The organism is Kamptonema sp. PCC 6506, assembly GCF_000180455.1.
In the GTDB taxonomy this organism is placed as follows: Bacteria; Cyanobacteriota; Cyanobacteriia; order Cyanobacteriales; family Microcoleaceae; genus Kamptonema; species Kamptonema formosum.
Genome location: NZ_CACA01000205.1, coordinates 1 through 16,184, shown reverse-complemented (window position 1 = coordinate 16,184; position 16,184 = coordinate 1). Strand labels below are relative to the sequence as shown.

The following is a 16,184-nucleotide window of genomic DNA, read 5'->3' as shown; positions in this document are numbered from 1 at the left end:
TCTTTTTAGTCCTCTTCAGAGGACTTGATCTTTGAGACAGGGACTTAAGTCCCTGGCGGATTATAGGATAGAGTAACGCAACAGCGGTAAAAACTTTATCTATTGTTTATGAGCATTGCAAAACAGATTATTGTGCCTTTGGATGTTCCTAGTCAGGAAGAGGCGATCGCACTCCTCGATCAATTGCCAGATGTCTCTTTCTGGAAAGTGGGTTTAGAGTTATTTGTCAGTTCCGGCCCGGCTATTTTGACGATTTTAAAGGAACGGGAAAAACGGATTTTTCTGGATTTGAAATTTCATGATATCCCGAATACTGTGGCGGGTGCTTGTCGGGCCGCTGCTAGGTATGGGGTGGATTTAATTACGATTCATGCTACTGCTGGCAAAGATGCACTGAAAGCTGCACAGGAAGCGGTAGAGCAAGGTGCGATCGCAGCGGGACAACCTACGCCGAATTTAATTGGGATTACGCTGCTAACGAGTTTAAACTCGCGGCAATTGGCTTTTGAGCTGAAAATACCTTTAGAGTTGCCTGAGTATGCTTTGCACATGGCCTTATTAGCTCAAGAAATGGGTTTACCGGGAGCAGTTTGCTCTCCTATGGAAGTAGCACAATTAAGGCATTCTTGCGGTGATGATTTTCTGTTAGTTTGTCCAGGGGTGCGTCCGAAATGGGCCCAAGGGGGCGATCAGAAGCGATCGCTTTCTCCTGCGGCGGCTTTAAAAGCTGGTGCTAATTACTTAGTAATTGGTCGCCCGATTACGGCTGCTGACGATCCAGTAGCAGCTTTTGCACGAATTTGTGAAGAGATTGCAGACAGATAGCTTAACAGATTTATACTCAACAAAAAATCTACACCGTAGGCTAAGCATTATCTATTTTCTCAGAAGTGTTGAATGTTAGAAAAAAAGCTTAAAAAAGTAGGTAAAAATGATATAATCAAAAGAAATCTAGCCTTATAAAAAATTAAATTATGATGGAACAAAATTTTCCAAAAGTGATGAAAGAGATATTGAGAACATTGCCAAAAAAAGATTATCCAGTGCTGGATACATTTTCATTTGTGTCGGTGTGGTTAGAGTATGTTATGGATAAAAGTATAGTTAGTATGAGAGATTTATTCGTCAGACTAAATAGCCAAGGAATAGACTTAAAAATGTCGAATTTTTCCAAAGCTAGTAAAAAAAGAGATACTCAGGTGTTTCAGGAGATAATTACTAAGTTAAAAAATCAATTAAAAAAGAAAAAGGGAGGCGAAAAGAGTCGAGTATTATTTCCTATAGATTCAACCATCATTACGTTAACAAGTAAACTTTTATGGCGAGAAGGATATCATCAAGTTAAATTATTTTGTGGCTTAGATAGTCTGACATCAGAAGTAGGGGGAATCGTTATACGAGCTTAAAAGATGGCAATTTTCAAGTAGGAAAAGATCAAAGAGAAGTAGAAATTAGAGTCGTGGCTTTTTGTGATTTAGAAACAAAAAAAGAGTTTCGATTAGCAACTAATTTAGCAGGCACAGGAGAAGAAGGAGTAAGTAATGAAGAAATCGCGGAAATTTATGTGCAAAGATGGCAAATTTAACTGCTGTGGAAGTTCTTAAAAATGCACTTAAAGTTAGATAGATTAATGACTAAAAACGAGAATGGCATCCGGATTCAAATCTATAGTTCTTTAGTAGGTTATTTGCTATTACAATTAATAGAAATACCTAGAGAATTTGGCAAAACTATATTAGATAAACTGCGCTATCTTCAAGGATATATGTGCCAAGAAATAAGTTATGTTCATTGGTTTAGAAAAATGATTTGGTTAAGATGAAAATTACCCCTCTAATGATTAGTCTATCTAAATATGTTAAGTTTTGTTACGCAATTCAACATTTCTGGAATTAGATGCAAGTTCTGTACTTCAAAGTGAACTACAGGCTGGAATAATTGCCTTAATTACTTTTGGGATAATTCTCCTATTTACATTAGTTGTAGTTTGGTGGTTGGCTCGCTCCTTAGTCGTGAATCCCGTTATTCAATTAAATATAGCTGCTAAAGAAATTGCTAATGGTAAATGGGAGCAAACTCTCAGGAGCGATCGTGCCGATGAATTAGGGGAATTAGCGAAGTCTTTTAACTATATGGCAAGCCAACTTCAGACATCTTTTCGACACTTAGAAGAATATTCCCAAACTTTAGAAGAAAAGGTGGCTCAGCGCACAACTGAACTAGAACAAGCCAAACAAATAGCCGATCGTGCTAACCGTGCTAAAAGCGAATTTTTGGCAGCCATGAGTCACGAATTACGGACTCCATTAAATGGCATTTTAGGATATGCACAGATTTTACAGCGCGATGAACCATTTCTCGTCAAATTGTAGAAGAAAAACATGGTGGAAAAATCGAGTTACGCTCTGAAGTTGGTAAGGGAACTTGCGTTTCGATCCTAATTCCTATGTAGCCATTTTATTATAACTTGAGTCGCAGCAATGCCGCCCTCGTTCGCGGTGACTAACTCTCCAAACAGTCACGTTACAAGTCCTCTGTAAAAATCAAGATTCAGGATTTACAGCGGAAAACAAGGACGAGTAATCAACATCTGAAAGACCAGCATTACAAGTAGCTTCAATAATCTCAGTAACTCCTTTAACAGCAGATATATTTAACCCTAAAGCAGATGCTTCTTGCTCAAATAACTTCATATCCTTTAGTAAATGTTTTGTAGAAAAATTAGCTCCACCGAAATCGCGCTGCAACATTTTATCAAGTTTTTTATCGTAAGTAGAAGCATATAAAGCACTATTTCTGACAATTTTCATAAATATTTCGGTATCTACATTACTTTTGATCGCTAGACCAAGACTGGCAGAAAATGCTGCTGTTAGACTACCAATTAACTGATTCATCGCTAACTTAGTGGCGGCGGCTTGTCCAACTGCTCCAACTAAGATAGGATCGGGACTAAATACTTTAAGTAAACTCAGCCACTTCTGAAATTGTTCTTCAGTTGCTCCTACCATTACAATCAATGTGCCAGACTGTACTTGAGGAATGCTACCAAGTACGGGAGCTTCAAAGTAATCTCCGCCAGCATCAACAATTTTACTCTGGATTTCTTTACTCTCGGCAGGTGCGATAGTTGCCATCTGCACAAATGTTTTACCTTGTAACATCTTCACATTACTTTCTGCCAAGATAACTTCATTTATCGCCTTACCATCAGTGAGCATGAGGATGATGATATCAGAATTTTTGCAGACATCTGAAGGAGAGTCACAAATTACAGCTTTTGTTTCTGATAACGGTGCTAATTTTGCCTTAGTTCGATTAAATACACTAACATCTAATCCTGCATCGATAGCTCTCATTACCATAGAAAGCCCCATTGAGCCAGTGCCAATAATTCCTACTTTCACTTTGAATCCCCTCGGATATTAAAATTTTATAAATATTATAGCAGTAGAATAGACACAGCCGCTAACAGCTTGTAATCAATAGCTAAATATAGTTAGCAGGGTTGCCAATCACCATTAACTATTTCTAAGCGAACAAGATGGCTAAAGATGGTTGGCGACTGTGCCACCCTATAATATGTTAACAATTAACTATTTCTAAATTGGCGGTGTTAATTCATCAAATTTTGCCTTCACAATCTGGATATCTTGCCACATTAACCATTTAGGACTGCCTGGTTCGCGGGAGGGATTGCGTAACAGGTAAGATGGGTGAAAAATTGCCATACATTGTCGGCCTTCCCACTCAATCCATTGACCGCGAATTTTACTAATAGCTTGCTTTTCGCCTGTCAAACCCTTGAGCGCTGTTGCACCTGTCAACAAAATAATTTGCGGATTTACTATGCGAATTTGTTCGAGCAAATAGGGTTTGCAAGCGTCTCTTTCTTTGGGTGTAGGAGTGCGGTTATCTGGAGGTCTGCACTTATTGACATTACAGATAAATACATCGCGTTCTGTACTCAAACCAACAGATTCTAAAATTTTATCTAAAAGTTGCCCAGATCTGCCAACAAAAGGCAATCCGGTTTCATCTTCATTCTGACCTGGTGCTTCTCCTATAATCATAATTGGGGCTTGCAAATTACCACGCCCGATGACGGCATTCTGACGGTTTTTGCCTAATTCGCATCTGTGGCAGCGGTTGCAATGTTCTGCTATTTGCTCCATAGTTTCATAAGTGCCGGGAGGAATGGGAATTTTGGCATCATTTGGGATTGAGTCTCGCTGTAATGAGGCTCCAAAATTCGGTTCGTCAAAAAGGCTGAGTTGTTTGTCGCTGGGCATAAATTGAGGGAATGAAGAGATTTTTTCAGTCTAGAGTTTATAGTTTATAGTTCCGGGGTGAAATGTGACAGCCTACTCCTGGCTGAAAATCAGTCATCATACAGGTAGGTGATGCTAAGCAGGCAGCGCTATGTTATTTAATCCGTTGTTTGACGATCGCGCCGATGCAGGCGAAAAACTGGCCGAGGCTATTTTCTCTGAGATAGCTAAATTTAATCAAACTGCACAGGAGGCGGCTAAACCGATTATTTATGGTTTACCACGAGGCGGGTTGCCGATCGCACTACCCATCGCTCGTCGCCTTCGTTGTCCTTTAGATGTTGTCGTCGCCAAAAAAATCACCCGCCCAGATAATCTAGAATTGGCGATCGGCGCAGTGACAGCGGATGGTCATGTTTTGTGGTCAAAGCAAAAACCGCGCAATTTTCGCTTGCAAAATACTGCACTGGAAAAAGCTCAACAGAAAGCTCAAGCTCAATTAGTGGATTTCTCCGCCGCACGCCCAACAGTAAACCCCAAGGGTGCTTTAGCGATTTTAGTTGATGATGGTATTGCTACGGGGATGACAATGATGGCAGCGGCTCAAGCTTTGCGGTTGCAGCAGCCAGCAGCAGTTTGGATTTGCGTACCCCTCGCGCCGCCAGAAGTAATGATATCTTTGCAGCAGGAGGCAGATCGCGCGATCGTCTTGGAAACTCCCGATCCATTTTTTAGCGTCAGCAACTTCTACCGCGAATTTCCTCAAGTGGAAACAGAAATCGCGATCGCCTGTTTGCAACAACAAACTGAGTGGTTGTCGGAAGCCTGAATTATTCTTAATTACTAATCTTTTTTCCTTCCCATGAGCACTTGGCAATTTTGGTGGCAAACGGTGATTTTATCTACTCAGCACAATCCGCCTCGGTTTGTTGAGCTGGTGATGTTAATCTTGGCGATGATCTTACTCTTGTTTTGGAGTCTGACATCAGAATGGCCTTATTTAGTGCTATCTCTAAGCTATGTCATTGGTTCGTCTATTTCAATCTTAGTGCGGGAAGCTCTCAACCCTTCCTCATCTATCCAGCCAACTCAGGTGACAGCAGTGTTATTATTAATGATTAGCTTCTACAGTTTTGCTAAGCTGCTCCGATAAAGAGTCCCTCTTTCGTAATTACTATGCTAAATTTTCAGAAAAATGCCAGCTAATCACAGCTCTAACTTTAAAATTGTTAAAGTTTCTAAATCCAAGTCCAGAACGCTTTAACAATTTTAATTTGTTAAGTAAATCCACCTAATTAAACATAAGATAGCGTTGGCTAAAAAGTTGGCTGTATAAGCGTTCTTCCTTCTTCCTTCTTCCCTCTTCCTTCTTCCTTCTACTTATTAATTCCTTGTACATTAATCCCGTAACGCTGTCTTCCAGACAGTACCGCCTGGAAGACAGCGTTACATTAATAACCCGATTCCTCCTCATACTCAGGAGCCTTTTTCTTCTCAGGGATATTCACCCGCGTAGGCTTATAAGGCTTCGGAGATTCATCATCACCCCAAGCATCCGCTTCCACATCATCCTCATACTCCAAGACCATTTTCTTTTCCAAAGAACGAACTGGAGCCGGATAATCCCTCTCTACATACTCCTCCTCATAATCCCCTCCGTCGTCCCAGTTATTATCTTCGTCATAATCATCATAAATTGGCTCCGGCTGCGGCTGACGCACAGGGGGCCGCACTACAGGCCTCTGCCATTGTTCGTCTTCATCCCAAGCTTCCTCAACCGCTGGCGCAACAGTCTTTCTTCTGTTTTCCACAGGTCTAACTATCTCTCCAGTACCTAATTGATTTGCGGGACTAATCATTGTCGGGAGACTATACCCATCTTCCTCGCGCTCCCAAGGTGCTTGTCCTAAACCAATACGCTCTAAAATTCCTACTGTTAGCTGACGCAGCCTTTCCTCCGATCCTTCAAACACAATCAAGCGATTGGGCCCGCTGCTGACAATTTCCTCTATCGGGAGTTCGTAAGTGCTGAGAATTTGCTCGGGAATTTGGGGGATTCCCAGAGAGGCGATGATTAAAGATACAAGTTTACCCGTCTCGCCGTCGAACCTAAAACTCCGTACCCGACCTAAAAGTTCTCCAGTTTCGGTAATGACTTCGCTGTTAATTAAGCTGCTGTAGGCTTCAACGTCTACATCGTCTTCGATCGCGTTTTCGTCTTCCACCAAGATTACATCACCAATTTCGCGGACGTTGGTGAGAAACATAAACTTTGGCATCCCAGCGATCGCCAGTATATTCTCTCGCAAGCCGATAGCCACAACCTCTCGTCGGTCAATATCTACCCACAATTGGCTCACCACCCCTAAGCGTTTACCTCTGTCGCGGGTGATAACCTGAGTACCTAGAAGGTCGGAGCGTTGGCGAATTTGTTCAGATGTCATTCTAGCTCTAATCCTGATTTCTTAAATATACATACTACTTAACACAGCGCTAAACCTTGACTCCGGGTTACAATTTCAGTCCGAGAACTTGAGTATAAGCTCCCCGTGCCTGTGTTACGCCAATTGTACGCTCAGCCGATTGAATCATAGGACGGCGCAAACTGACAACAATAAATTGAGCTTGTTCTGCCTGTCTTTTGATCATTCTAGCTAATCGCTCCACATTTGCCCCATCTAAAAACATATCTACTTCATCAAAAGCATAGAACGTTGACGGGCGATAGCGTTGGAGTGCAAAAATAAAGCTTAGAGCTGTCAGGGATTTTTCGCCTCCAGACATGGAAGCTAAGCGCTGTACGGGTTTGCCTTTGGGGTGAGCAACCAGATTCAGGCCGCTGCTGAAGGGATCTTCGGGGTCATCTAGCTGGAGATAGCCGTCACCTTCGGAAAGTTCGGCAAAAATGACTTGAAAGTTTTGGTTAACTGCGTCGAAGGCTTCTTTAAAAGCACGCCGCCGCAAGGTGGTAAAATTCTCAATTCTCAGTAGAAGTTCGGTGCGTTCTCCTTCTAATGTGGCCAATTTTTGACTCAATTCTTGGAGACGTTCTTGAGTACGATTGTATTCTTCTAAGGCTAACATATTTACGGGTTCTAAGGCTTGAATCCGTTTAGTTAGGGATTTTACTTCTTGCTGTAATTCGGCTAAATCTACTTTTTCCAGATGTTCGGGAATTTCTGGCGCGGGATCTGGCAATTCTCCCCGCTGGGTTTCTAGCTGAGTGCGAATAGTGGTTAACTGTTCGCGTCGCTCGTGTTGAGTTTCTTGCAGCTTTTGCAGTTGCCATTCTAGCTGTTGTTTGGCTAGGTGGCGCTCTCTGAGGTGAGATTCAGCGCGATCGCGCTCTTCTTTTTCTGCACCCAATTTTTCCTCTATTTGAGCTAACAATACCTTAGTTTCGGTAATTTGTTCGCCAATGGTAGACAAATCGCCTTTTAGAGTTAACTGTTGACCGTCCACTGTTAGCTGCTGATGGTGATATTCCTCTAACTTTTTATTGCTATCTTTGATTTTTTCTTGTAGGCGCTGGCTTTGATTTCCTAATTCTGCTAAGCGTTGCTGGTCATTTCGTAGCGCTAATTCTCGCTCTTGCAAATTAGTTTCTAAACTGCGGAGATTTGTTTGCATTTGTTGCCATTCGCTATGGCGATTTGACTCTTCTAATTGCGCTAAAGTTTCGCGATATTGCTGTAATTCGGTTTCTTTTCCTGGCAATTCTAGCTCCAGCAATTGCAATCGAGTTTCAGCATTCGCTAATTCTTGAGTATTCTTCGCCAGTTGGATTTTAACCTGTTCTTGCTGTAAGGTTAAATTCTTAATTTCTGCTTCTAACTGTTCTAATTTTAACTGACTTTCTCGTTGATTTTGCCTTGCTTCTACCAACTCTCTTTCGTGGGATTTTACAGCCGCCGCTGCTTGCACAATCGCAGTTTTGCACCGCTCTAAAATGCGCTCAATTTCTTGTAATCGTTCCTGCAAAGATGCAATTACTCTAGTTTCGATCGCAGAATCGCTAGCATCAACATTGCCAAAATGCAACGAAGAGCGCGTAACAATACTACCGCCACTCATAGCGCCGCTAGTCTCTAAAATTTCCCCATCTAAAGTTACAATTCTGTAAATACCTAAGTGACGACGAGCATCGCTAAGATTGGCAAAGACAACAGTATTGCCAAACACATAAGCAAAGATTTCTCGATAGCGGGAATCGCAATCAATTAAATTCACCGCTGCATCAATAAATCCAGCCGCACGCCGCAAAACATCGGGGGGAGAGAATCGCGAACCGCGAATTTTATTCAGCGGCAAAAATGTCATTCTGCCGGCTCTTGTTCTTTTCAAAACTTCAATCGCCGCCGCTGCTACACTATCATCATCTACTACCATATTTGTCATCCGCGCACCCGCCGCAATTTCCAAAGCTAACTGATAGCGCGGTTCCACTCTTCCCAATTGTGCAACCAACCCGCAAATGCCGTTAATGCCACTTTGAACTATAACTTTGGTTGCCGCAGTTCCCGTAGTTTCTTGAATAGCTTGAGCTTGCGCTTCTAGCTTATCTAATTTTCTCTGTCTTTCCCGTTGTTCTTCCAGCAGGCGGGTTTGAGTTTCCTGTTGTAGTTGCAATTCTTGTTCGGCAGATGCTACAATTTGAGTTAAAGATTCTACTTGCAGTGACGCGAAAGCTTTAGTTTCAACCGAGCGGGTTAGTTGAGTTTGTTTATCTGCAACTTCCTGCTCTAAATTCTGCAAAGACTCGTTTTGCTCTTGAATTTTCCGCTGCAATTGATCGGCACGTTCCCTTACAGTTGCTTGTTCCGTGCGTTGTGGATTGATGGTTTTTTGCAGAATTTCTATTTGGTGGTGTAGTTCTGTTTGTTGCTGCACCCAAGCTTCAGCAGTAGACGCGATCGCATTCACAACTTCCCGGTTTTGATCGAGAATTTGTTGCGCTTCATCCCGCTGTTGCTGCAAAATTCCATGTTGAGAATTGGTATAGGATATTTCTACCTCTACCTGTTCTAAAGTTTGCCGATGTTGGCGAATTTGTTGGTCAGTTTGTGCTATTTGTACGGCCGTTTGTTGCGCTGCTGTTTCTAGTTCTTGCTTGCGGTTTAGCAGTTGCCTTTGTTCTGCTTCCTGAGTAACTAAAGTTGATTGCAAAGCTAGGAGTTCCGATTCTCCTAAAGCTTTGACCCGCGCATTTAGCTGATCGAGTTCAGCCGTTGCTTGTTGAATTTGGGTTTCGAGGGATTGGAGTTGACTATTTAAGTCAGTTAAAGTGCGATCGCCTGCTTCGATTTGTTCGCGCAATTTCCACTCTTGTTGTTGCAGGCGGCGATATTTGAGTACGGCTTCAAACTGCGACTTTTCTTGCAGTTCCGCACGCAGTTTTTGATATTTTTCAGCTTTCACGCGGTCAGCAGAAAGGCGATCGCGTTGTGTAATTAGTTCTTTCTCAACAATGCGCGATCGCTCTTCATGGCCTTTAACCTCATCCAACTTATCTTTAGCTAAGACTATTTTGCGATCGAATTGCGCCACACCCGCCAATTCATCAATAATTTCGCGGCGTTCCTTCGCATTCATGGAAATAATGCTAGTAACGTCGCCTTGGAGTACGACATTATAGCCTTCTGGATAAATCCGCAGGCGGTTTAGCTGTTCGTGGAGTTCCGTCAGCGTACAAGGGTCGCCGTTGATGTAGTAATTTGAGGTGTAAGTGCCTTGTTTCGTTACCCGTAGCTTACGAGTGACACTCCACTCAGCGGATCTCGGTTTCTTACTCCCCCCCTTAGCAAGGGGGGGTTGGGGGGGGTCTAAAGTTAGGTTATCAGGCGGCGAATGTCCGTTCTTTTCGTGAACTGCGATGTCTTCGGCGTGGCGTGTCGCGATCGCATCATTTTCTTCCTCTGCAACAGATAACTCATCCGTTACATCAATTTCCTCATTCTCTGCGATCGATAACTCATCTGTTAGATCCGTTTCCTCATCATTCGCTAACCATTTTTCGGCCTCAGCTTCCAAATGAAAAGTTGCCGTCACGCTAGCTTCAACAGTACCGCGCTTATTTTGAGCATTATTGACCAAATCCGGCAAACGTTCGGCCCGCATCCCTTTGGAAGTGGAAAGTCCCAAACAAAATAGCAAAGCATCGAGGATATTGGATTTACCGGAACCGTTGGGCCCGGAAACCACAGTAAATCCTGGCAGCAAGGGAATGGCCGTTGTGCCGCCAAAGGACTTAAAATTTGTGAGTTCAACGCGCTTGATGTGAACCATTATGCTCGGCCTAGCTGTGGCTCTGATATAGTCTGGATTACGTTCTTCACAGGGTAGCACACGAGACCAGGTGATGAACAATGTTTCAACCCCGCAGGTGTCGGTGGGAGATGGTGGCGGCCAGAAATCTCAACTTAGGCTGAAAGCCGCCAAGGACTTAAGTCCCCCTCTTATAACTTAAGTCCTCTTCAGAGGACTGAAAAACTCATTTGCTATTCTAAAAAAGAGCGATCGCTCGAAACTAAGACTGATTAATTTTTTTCTGAAACTGTAAATTACAGCAATAATTCCTCAATTTCCTGCAACACTTCTGCTAAGGTGGGAGCCGAAGAAGAAATAATATTCTCTTCACTTTCATCATGCTTATGGTGAGGTAAATTCGGTAAATTTAACTTAGGTTTATGGTCAGCATTATCATAACGAAAGATTAAACACTTAGACGCATCCATATACTGATAGGAATACATTTTTCTGTCAACCATAATCTCTACATCAACAAACTCGCGAAAATATAAGATTGAACCATCTTTAAAAGTTATTTCACCTCTCACAAAACCTTCAAAATCTGTTCGATATTCAGGGCGGAGCTGAAAATCAATGACTGCGTTACAAGATTCTATTATTTGGCGAAGGTGTTGAAAATAACCTTCGATTAACTTAATCAAAAAACTCTACTCCCTTTAATAAATAGAGTTTGTCCTGCAAAGTAGTTAACATCCGAGATTCACCAATCCACTCATCGAACTCCATATCAAGTCGGTGCTGAATTTCATCATTAGCAAACCTGTTTAAAAATTCAACTGTAGATAGCTCATATTTATTTTCAAATTCTTGTAAACGCTCCAAAGTGCGTTGAATCCCTTTTTCCAGGCTTTCTATTCTCTCCCTCAGCACATCTTGGAATAAATGTCGAACAAATTCTGGTTGTTCGCATTTAATTTTCAGTTCAGCCATCAGCTTAACTCCTTTCAAAACTTATCTAAGTTAAAGCTGAAGTTCCCAATAACGGGAACTTCAGCTTGAAGAAATGTGCCAGGAGTAAAACCTCTTAAAGTTTAGCCCCACACTCAGGACAAAACTTATTATTAGTCACATTCTTAGCACCGCAACTCGGACAGTAAATCAATTCGATCGCGTGTTCTAAACTTTTGCGAACTGGTAAACCAATCATCTGAGCATTGCTCTTTCCTGGTGCTACCATCGGATAACAGTTTTCATCCCTGCTCACCTTCACATCCATTAATACAGGGCCGTTGTGAGCTAGCATTTGGGCGATCGCATCTGCCAATTGATCCCGCTGCGAAACCGCTATCCCCTTCACGCCGTAGGCCGCCGCCAGCATCACAAAATCCGGCATCGACGGCTGCATATTTGACGAAGAATATCGCTCCCCGTAAAACGCCTGCTGCCATTGTCGTACCATTCCCTGCCAGCCATTATTTACGATCACAGTTTTGACAGCAATCCCATACTGTGATAGAGTGCCTAACTCCTGAATATTCATCTGGATGCTGGCATCCCCGGCGATGCAAATCACCTGTTCGTGAGGTAGCGCCATCTTCGCACCCATCGCCGCAGGCATTCCGTAACCCATCGTACCCAACCCCGCACTGGAAATCCAGCGGCGCGGTCCATTATTCAAGAATTGAGCAGACCACATTTGATGTTGGCCTACATCCGTTGTGAAATAAGCATCTGGTGCTTGACGATCCAATTCTACAATCACCTCTTGGGGAGAGATGACATCGGGATAGTGAGGTACTTCTAAAGGATAGTCTTGCTTCCAGCGATTAATCCGTGCCAACCATTCCTGAGTGCGATCGGTGCCGGAGGCATCGCGATTAACTTCTCCTGTTTCCCGACATCGCCGCAGCAAATCAATTAACACATTCCGCACATCGCCTACAATCGGCACTTCTGGCGGGCGATTTTTACCCACCTCAGCGGGGTCAATATCAATGTGAATTACCTTAGCGCGAGAAGCAAATTCATCTAACTTGCCAGTAACGCGATCGTCAAACCGAGCGCCGACAGCAATTAACAAATCGCACTCAGTCACGGCAAAATTAGCATAAGCCGTGCCGTGCATCCCCAACATTTTCAGCGATAGAGGATGCTTTTCATCAAATGCACCCTTACCCATCAGCGTTGTTGTTACTGGAATCTGGAACAATTGAGCTAGTTCTTGAATTTCCGCGTGAGCTCCAGCCGCGATCGCGCCTCCACCCACATATAGCAAAGGCCGTTCCGCTTGGCGGATCAAATTCACCGCCTGATTAATCTGGCGAGGATTCCCCTTCACCGTCGGCCGATATCCCGGAATCCGCACCGCACCCGGTGCTACCGGTATATAATCAAACTCTTCTAAGCCAACATCCTTGGGTACATCGATCAATACCGGCCCTGGCCTTCCCGTAATCGCGATGTGGAAAGCCTCAGCGACAATTTTCGCCATATCTCTAGGATCGCGCACCACATAGGAATGCTTCACAATTGGGAGCGTAATCCCATAAATATCAGTTTCCTGAAAAGCATCAGAACCGATCGCACTGCGAGGTACTTGACCAGTTACGATTACCATCGGGATCGAATCCATCTGAGCCGTCGCGATCGCAGTCACCAAATTAGTAGCGCCGGGGCCGGAAGTCCCAAAGCAAACACCAACCTGTCCCGTAGCGCGAGCATAACCATCCGCCGCGTGCCCGGCACCTTGTTCGTGGCGCACCAAAATATGCTGAATACCGCCCTCCGCTTCAGCGCGGTAAAGTTCATCATAAATCGGCAGAATTGCCCCGCCGGGATAACCAAAAATATGCTTAACACCATGTCGTCTTAAGCTGTCAATCAAAGCAAAACCGCCCGTTGCTCGTTTTGCTGCTACTTTAGTTTTTAGTTGCACTGTTCTCCCTTCCTCAATCTCTCTCTTAAGTATTCAATGAAGCCTGTTATCTTAGTTCTATTTTAATCATCAAGCTAGAAAAGTTTAACCTTAGATATTTTCCACAAAAATTCACAACTGGACACAAGGGATTCAAAACTCCCTTCCCCCTAAACCACATCCTGTAAAACATCACGAGTATTGCGCCAAGCAGCCGCACCCATTAGAGCCACTAAACATCCCAGACCTAAGAGCACCACCCGCAAACCCACATCCTCGGAACCCACAGCTTTACCAACGGCATCCGTTAATGGCCCAGTAATAGCTAGAGGTAGGCTTAAAGCAATGTTAATCGCATTATTTTGAAAGCCAAAAACCTTCCCCCGCATTGATTCTGGAGTTTTTTCCTGAATTAAGGCTTGCATCGGCCCGTTAATCAAAGAAGCACCTAAGCCAAACATAGCGCTGAGGCTCAATCCCAACCACAAATATCTGGTAAAGGCAAACATCCCTAAAACAAAACCCATCATCAAAAAACCAATCAAAGGCAGAGGCTTATGGTGCAAGCGGTCTGAAAAATGGCCCAACAAACCTGCACCGAAAACCATACCCACTCCTGCCGCAGCCAGCACAAAGCCAAATTGAGTTTCTTTCAGACCGATTTTGCCGGATAAAGAGATTGCCAGCACTTGCAGAGCCGCAAACACTGAGTAGAGAATCGTCAACTGCACCATTGCGTTGCTTACGAGACGATTGTGCTTGAGATATCGCAACCCTTCTTTGAAGTCCTGTAGAGGATGAATTAACACCGCGTGAGGCGATACCTTATTTTCCTTTACCTGCATTAGATAAATCAAACCCAACGAAAGTAGGTATAACCCAGCGACTAAGAACTCTTGAGCGCCAACGCCAGCGCTATCTTTGGCGAAACTCAACAGGGGTTCGCCAATGGTCATGCCGACAATTATCCCTCCCATTGTGGATGAGGCGAAGAGGTTATTGGCGGTCATTAATCCTTCTTTACGCACTACCAGGGGGATAGCCGCCTGTTCCGCTGGGGCGAAAAATTGGGTGACGGTAGAAATTAGAAAGGTAACGAGTAAGAGGACGGCGAAGGCTTTTGGCAAAAATGGCATTGCTGCTATCAATAGGACTCGAATCAGGTTGCAGCCTAGCAGCATTTGCTTTTTGGGAAAGCGGTCAACGAAAATTCCGGCGGCTGAGCCAAATAAAATCGCTGGTACGGTGAAGGCTACCATGATCGCCGATCGCATGGAATTATCAGAATGTTCCAAGGTAGACCAGGGCCGATAGTCACCGGCTTCTAGCAGGATAATTAGCAATACATAAAAGACTTTATCCGCCACTTGTGCAAAAAGCTGGCCAATCCACAAGGCAAGGAAGGGGCCGTTTTTCAGCAGAGCATTGAAGCCCTTGCTATCAGGGGGTGGGCTGGCTGGGTGCATAGCGATAGTTAAGCTGACCGCCTTCGGCAGTTATAGTTTCTAGAAATATACGTAGGTTTGAGGATGGATACAGGCGATGACGGTAAAGCTTGTTTTTGGTTCATAGAACTTATCCAAACCTGTTTAAAGTTAACCTTTATTCAAGTTTAGTGTCTACTTCCTATTTCAATCTGGGGGACGGCCTCTTGTACTGGCTAGGCCCAACTTTAGGGCAAGTTACCCTTACTTTTCGCTATCTATACAAGTTTATATGAGTTTGGGTAAGTTGTTTGAGAGAAGATATTTTTTTTATTATATCTTTATATTTACGAAGTCGGTAGAGTTGATTTGCTTATTAGTTTACCTTCTTCAGTGGAGGTATAAATTGTTAGTGGCACAACATAGCGATAGATAGTTGGTCTTGTTTGCGGTTGCTGCGGAAACGGCTTGGCTACTTAATTGGGAAGTCATAGAAGCTAGTAAGATTGATTGAGGCGTGTCTATTTTGACCATGATTGTCAATGCCCAGATCATCTGTAATCTTACCTCCCCAAAGCGATTTGTAGCTGGATGAATTGGTCTGCAATTAATTTCTAAGTTACCTGTTTATGGATATAAGGTAGCAGTTGTCAATCGGTGGTATCTGTCTGCTAATACTTGTCACAACTGCGGACGCATTACTCAAAACTTACAACTTAAAGACAGACAGTTCGACTGTCCCAATTGCGGGTACAGCAGCAATTGAGATGTAAATGCTGTATTCAATTTAGCCAAAACTGTAAGGGTTGTAGCTATTTACCTATCAGAGTTGTGAATAGGGTGCACTTTCGGCGAATTCACGCCTGTGGACGAGAATCAGGGAACAGACTAGGGGGAAACAGGAAGTAGATAGTATAACTTGTGCAATAATTAGGCTTGTTCAGGTTTACGTAAGTTCTATAAAGCAGTTAGGAGTGAACAAATTGAAAAAGGTAGAAGCTATTATTCGGCCGTTTAAACTTGACGAAGTGAAAATCGCACTCGTCAATGCTGGCATTGTAGGAATGACCGTTTCTGAAGTTAGAGGTTTTGGTCGTCAGAAGGGCCAAACTGAACGCTATCGCGGCTCTGAGTACACGGTTGAGTTCCTGCAAAAACTCAAAGTCGAGATTGTTGTGGAAAACGATCAGGTTGATATGGTCGTTGATAAAATTATCGCTGCCTCCCGCACTGGCGAGATCGGTGATGGCAAGATTTTCATCTCTCCTGTTGAGCAAATTATCCGCATTCGGACTGGGGAAAAGAACCAAGAAGCTATCTAGGAGA

General features: G+C 43.5%; 15 protein-coding genes and 1 pseudogene. 8 read left to right on the top strand and 8 right to left on the bottom strand.

Translation table 11 applies throughout. The annotated features are described in order from the left end of the window. Nucleotides 1-108: 108 nt before the first annotated feature. The 4 genes and pseudogenes from pyrF to OSCI_RS32425 all read left to right on the top strand — a co-directional run bounded on the left by pyrF (nt 109) and on the right by OSCI_RS32425 (nt 2,452). Entirely contained in the window at nt 109-825 is a 717-nt protein-coding gene (gene pyrF, locus OSCI_RS10670) for an orotidine-5'-phosphate decarboxylase (RefSeq protein ID WP_007354947.1), read from the top strand. A gap of 149 nt (nt 826-974) precedes the next feature. Continuing rightward, nucleotides 975-1,822, top strand: a pseudogene (locus OSCI_RS29055) (transposase). A gap of 43 nt (nt 1,823-1,865) precedes the next feature. Continuing rightward, nucleotides 1,866-2,372, top strand: coding sequence for a histidine kinase dimerization/phospho-acceptor domain-containing protein (locus OSCI_RS10660; protein WP_007354946.1), 507 nt, complete (start codon nt 1,866-1,868; stop codon nt 2,370-2,372). After that, nucleotides 2,354-2,452 (top strand): hypothetical protein, encoded by a 99-nt coding sequence (locus OSCI_RS32425; RefSeq protein WP_420705285.1) that lies wholly within the window; start codon nt 2,354-2,356, stop codon nt 2,450-2,452. The genes OSCI_RS10660 and OSCI_RS32425 overlap by 19 nt, the downstream gene beginning before the upstream one ends. Before the next feature lie 91 nt (nt 2,453-2,543). On the opposite strand, the gene OSCI_RS10655 is transcribed toward OSCI_RS32425, so the two are convergent. Together OSCI_RS10655 and OSCI_RS10650 are read right to left on the bottom strand one after the other, a co-directional pair. Continuing rightward, nucleotides 2,544-3,407 carry an NAD(P)-dependent oxidoreductase gene (locus OSCI_RS10655; RefSeq protein WP_007354945.1) on the bottom strand — a complete coding sequence of 288 codons (864 nt, stop codon included), beginning with the start codon at nt 3,405-3,407 and terminating at the stop codon, nt 2,544-2,546. A 195-nt stretch (nt 3,408-3,602) separates the two neighbouring features. Beyond that, nucleotides 3,603-4,292, bottom strand: a complete 690-nt coding sequence (locus tag OSCI_RS10650; protein ID WP_007354944.1) for a uracil-DNA glycosylase — start codon at nt 4,290-4,292, stop codon at nt 3,603-3,605. A gap of 130 nt (nt 4,293-4,422) precedes the next feature. Between OSCI_RS10650 and OSCI_RS10645 the strand changes: the two genes are divergently transcribed. Next, nucleotides 4,423-5,100, top strand: coding sequence for a phosphoribosyltransferase (locus OSCI_RS10645; RefSeq protein WP_007354943.1), 678 nt, complete (start codon nt 4,423-4,425; stop codon nt 5,098-5,100). 33 nt (nt 5,101-5,133) lie between these two features. Beyond that, the gene (locus tag OSCI_RS10640; protein ID WP_007354942.1) at nt 5,134-5,424 is read left to right on the top strand and encodes a hypothetical protein; all 291 of its coding nucleotides are present in this window, start codon (nt 5,134-5,136) and stop codon (nt 5,422-5,424) included. A gap of 298 nt (nt 5,425-5,722) precedes the next feature. Here the strand turns inward: OSCI_RS10640 and OSCI_RS10635 are convergent, their stop codons facing one another. The 6 genes from OSCI_RS10635 to OSCI_RS10610 form a co-directional block, all read right to left on the bottom strand. Continuing rightward, entirely contained in the window at nt 5,723-6,715 is a 993-nt protein-coding gene (locus tag OSCI_RS10635) for a PRC-barrel domain-containing protein (protein WP_007354941.1), read from the bottom strand. Nucleotides 6,716-6,782: 67 nt separating this feature from the next. After that, on the bottom strand, nt 6,783-10,556 hold the full coding sequence (gene smc / locus OSCI_RS10630) for a chromosome segregation protein SMC (RefSeq protein WP_019487912.1): 3,774 nt from the start codon (nt 10,554-10,556) through the stop codon (nt 6,783-6,785). A 275-nt stretch (nt 10,557-10,831) separates the two neighbouring features. Further along, entirely contained in the window at nt 10,832-11,221 is a 390-nt protein-coding gene (locus OSCI_RS10625; protein WP_007354939.1) for a toxin-antitoxin system TumE family protein, read from the bottom strand. After that, on the bottom strand, nt 11,214-11,510 hold the full coding sequence (locus OSCI_RS10620) for a hypothetical protein (protein ID WP_007354938.1): 297 nt from the start codon (nt 11,508-11,510) through the stop codon (nt 11,214-11,216). Before OSCI_RS10620 ends, OSCI_RS10625 begins: the two co-directional genes overlap by 8 nt. A gap of 94 nt (nt 11,511-11,604) precedes the next feature. Beyond that, nucleotides 11,605-13,455: a biosynthetic-type acetolactate synthase large subunit gene (gene ilvB / locus OSCI_RS10615; protein ID WP_007354937.1), complete on the bottom strand. Its 1,851-nt coding sequence runs from the start codon at nt 13,453-13,455 to the stop codon at nt 11,605-11,607. 149 nt (nt 13,456-13,604) lie between these two features. Beyond that, nucleotides 13,605-14,900, bottom strand: a complete 1,296-nt coding sequence (locus OSCI_RS10610) for an MFS transporter (RefSeq protein WP_007354936.1) — start codon at nt 14,898-14,900, stop codon at nt 13,605-13,607. A 553-nt stretch (nt 14,901-15,453) separates the two neighbouring features. On the opposite strand from OSCI_RS10610, the gene OSCI_RS32420 reads away from it, so the two are divergent. Both OSCI_RS32420 and OSCI_RS10605 read left to right on the top strand, forming a co-directional pair. Next, a complete protein-coding gene (locus OSCI_RS32420) occupies nt 15,454-15,624 on the top strand; it encodes a zinc ribbon domain-containing protein (protein ID WP_083811300.1) in 171 nt (56 codons plus the stop codon). Nucleotides 15,625-15,841: 217 nt separating this feature from the next. Further along, a complete protein-coding gene (locus OSCI_RS10605; RefSeq protein WP_007354934.1) occupies nt 15,842-16,180 on the top strand; it encodes a P-II family nitrogen regulator in 339 nt (112 codons plus the stop codon). Nucleotides 16,181-16,184: the final 4 nt, after the last annotated feature.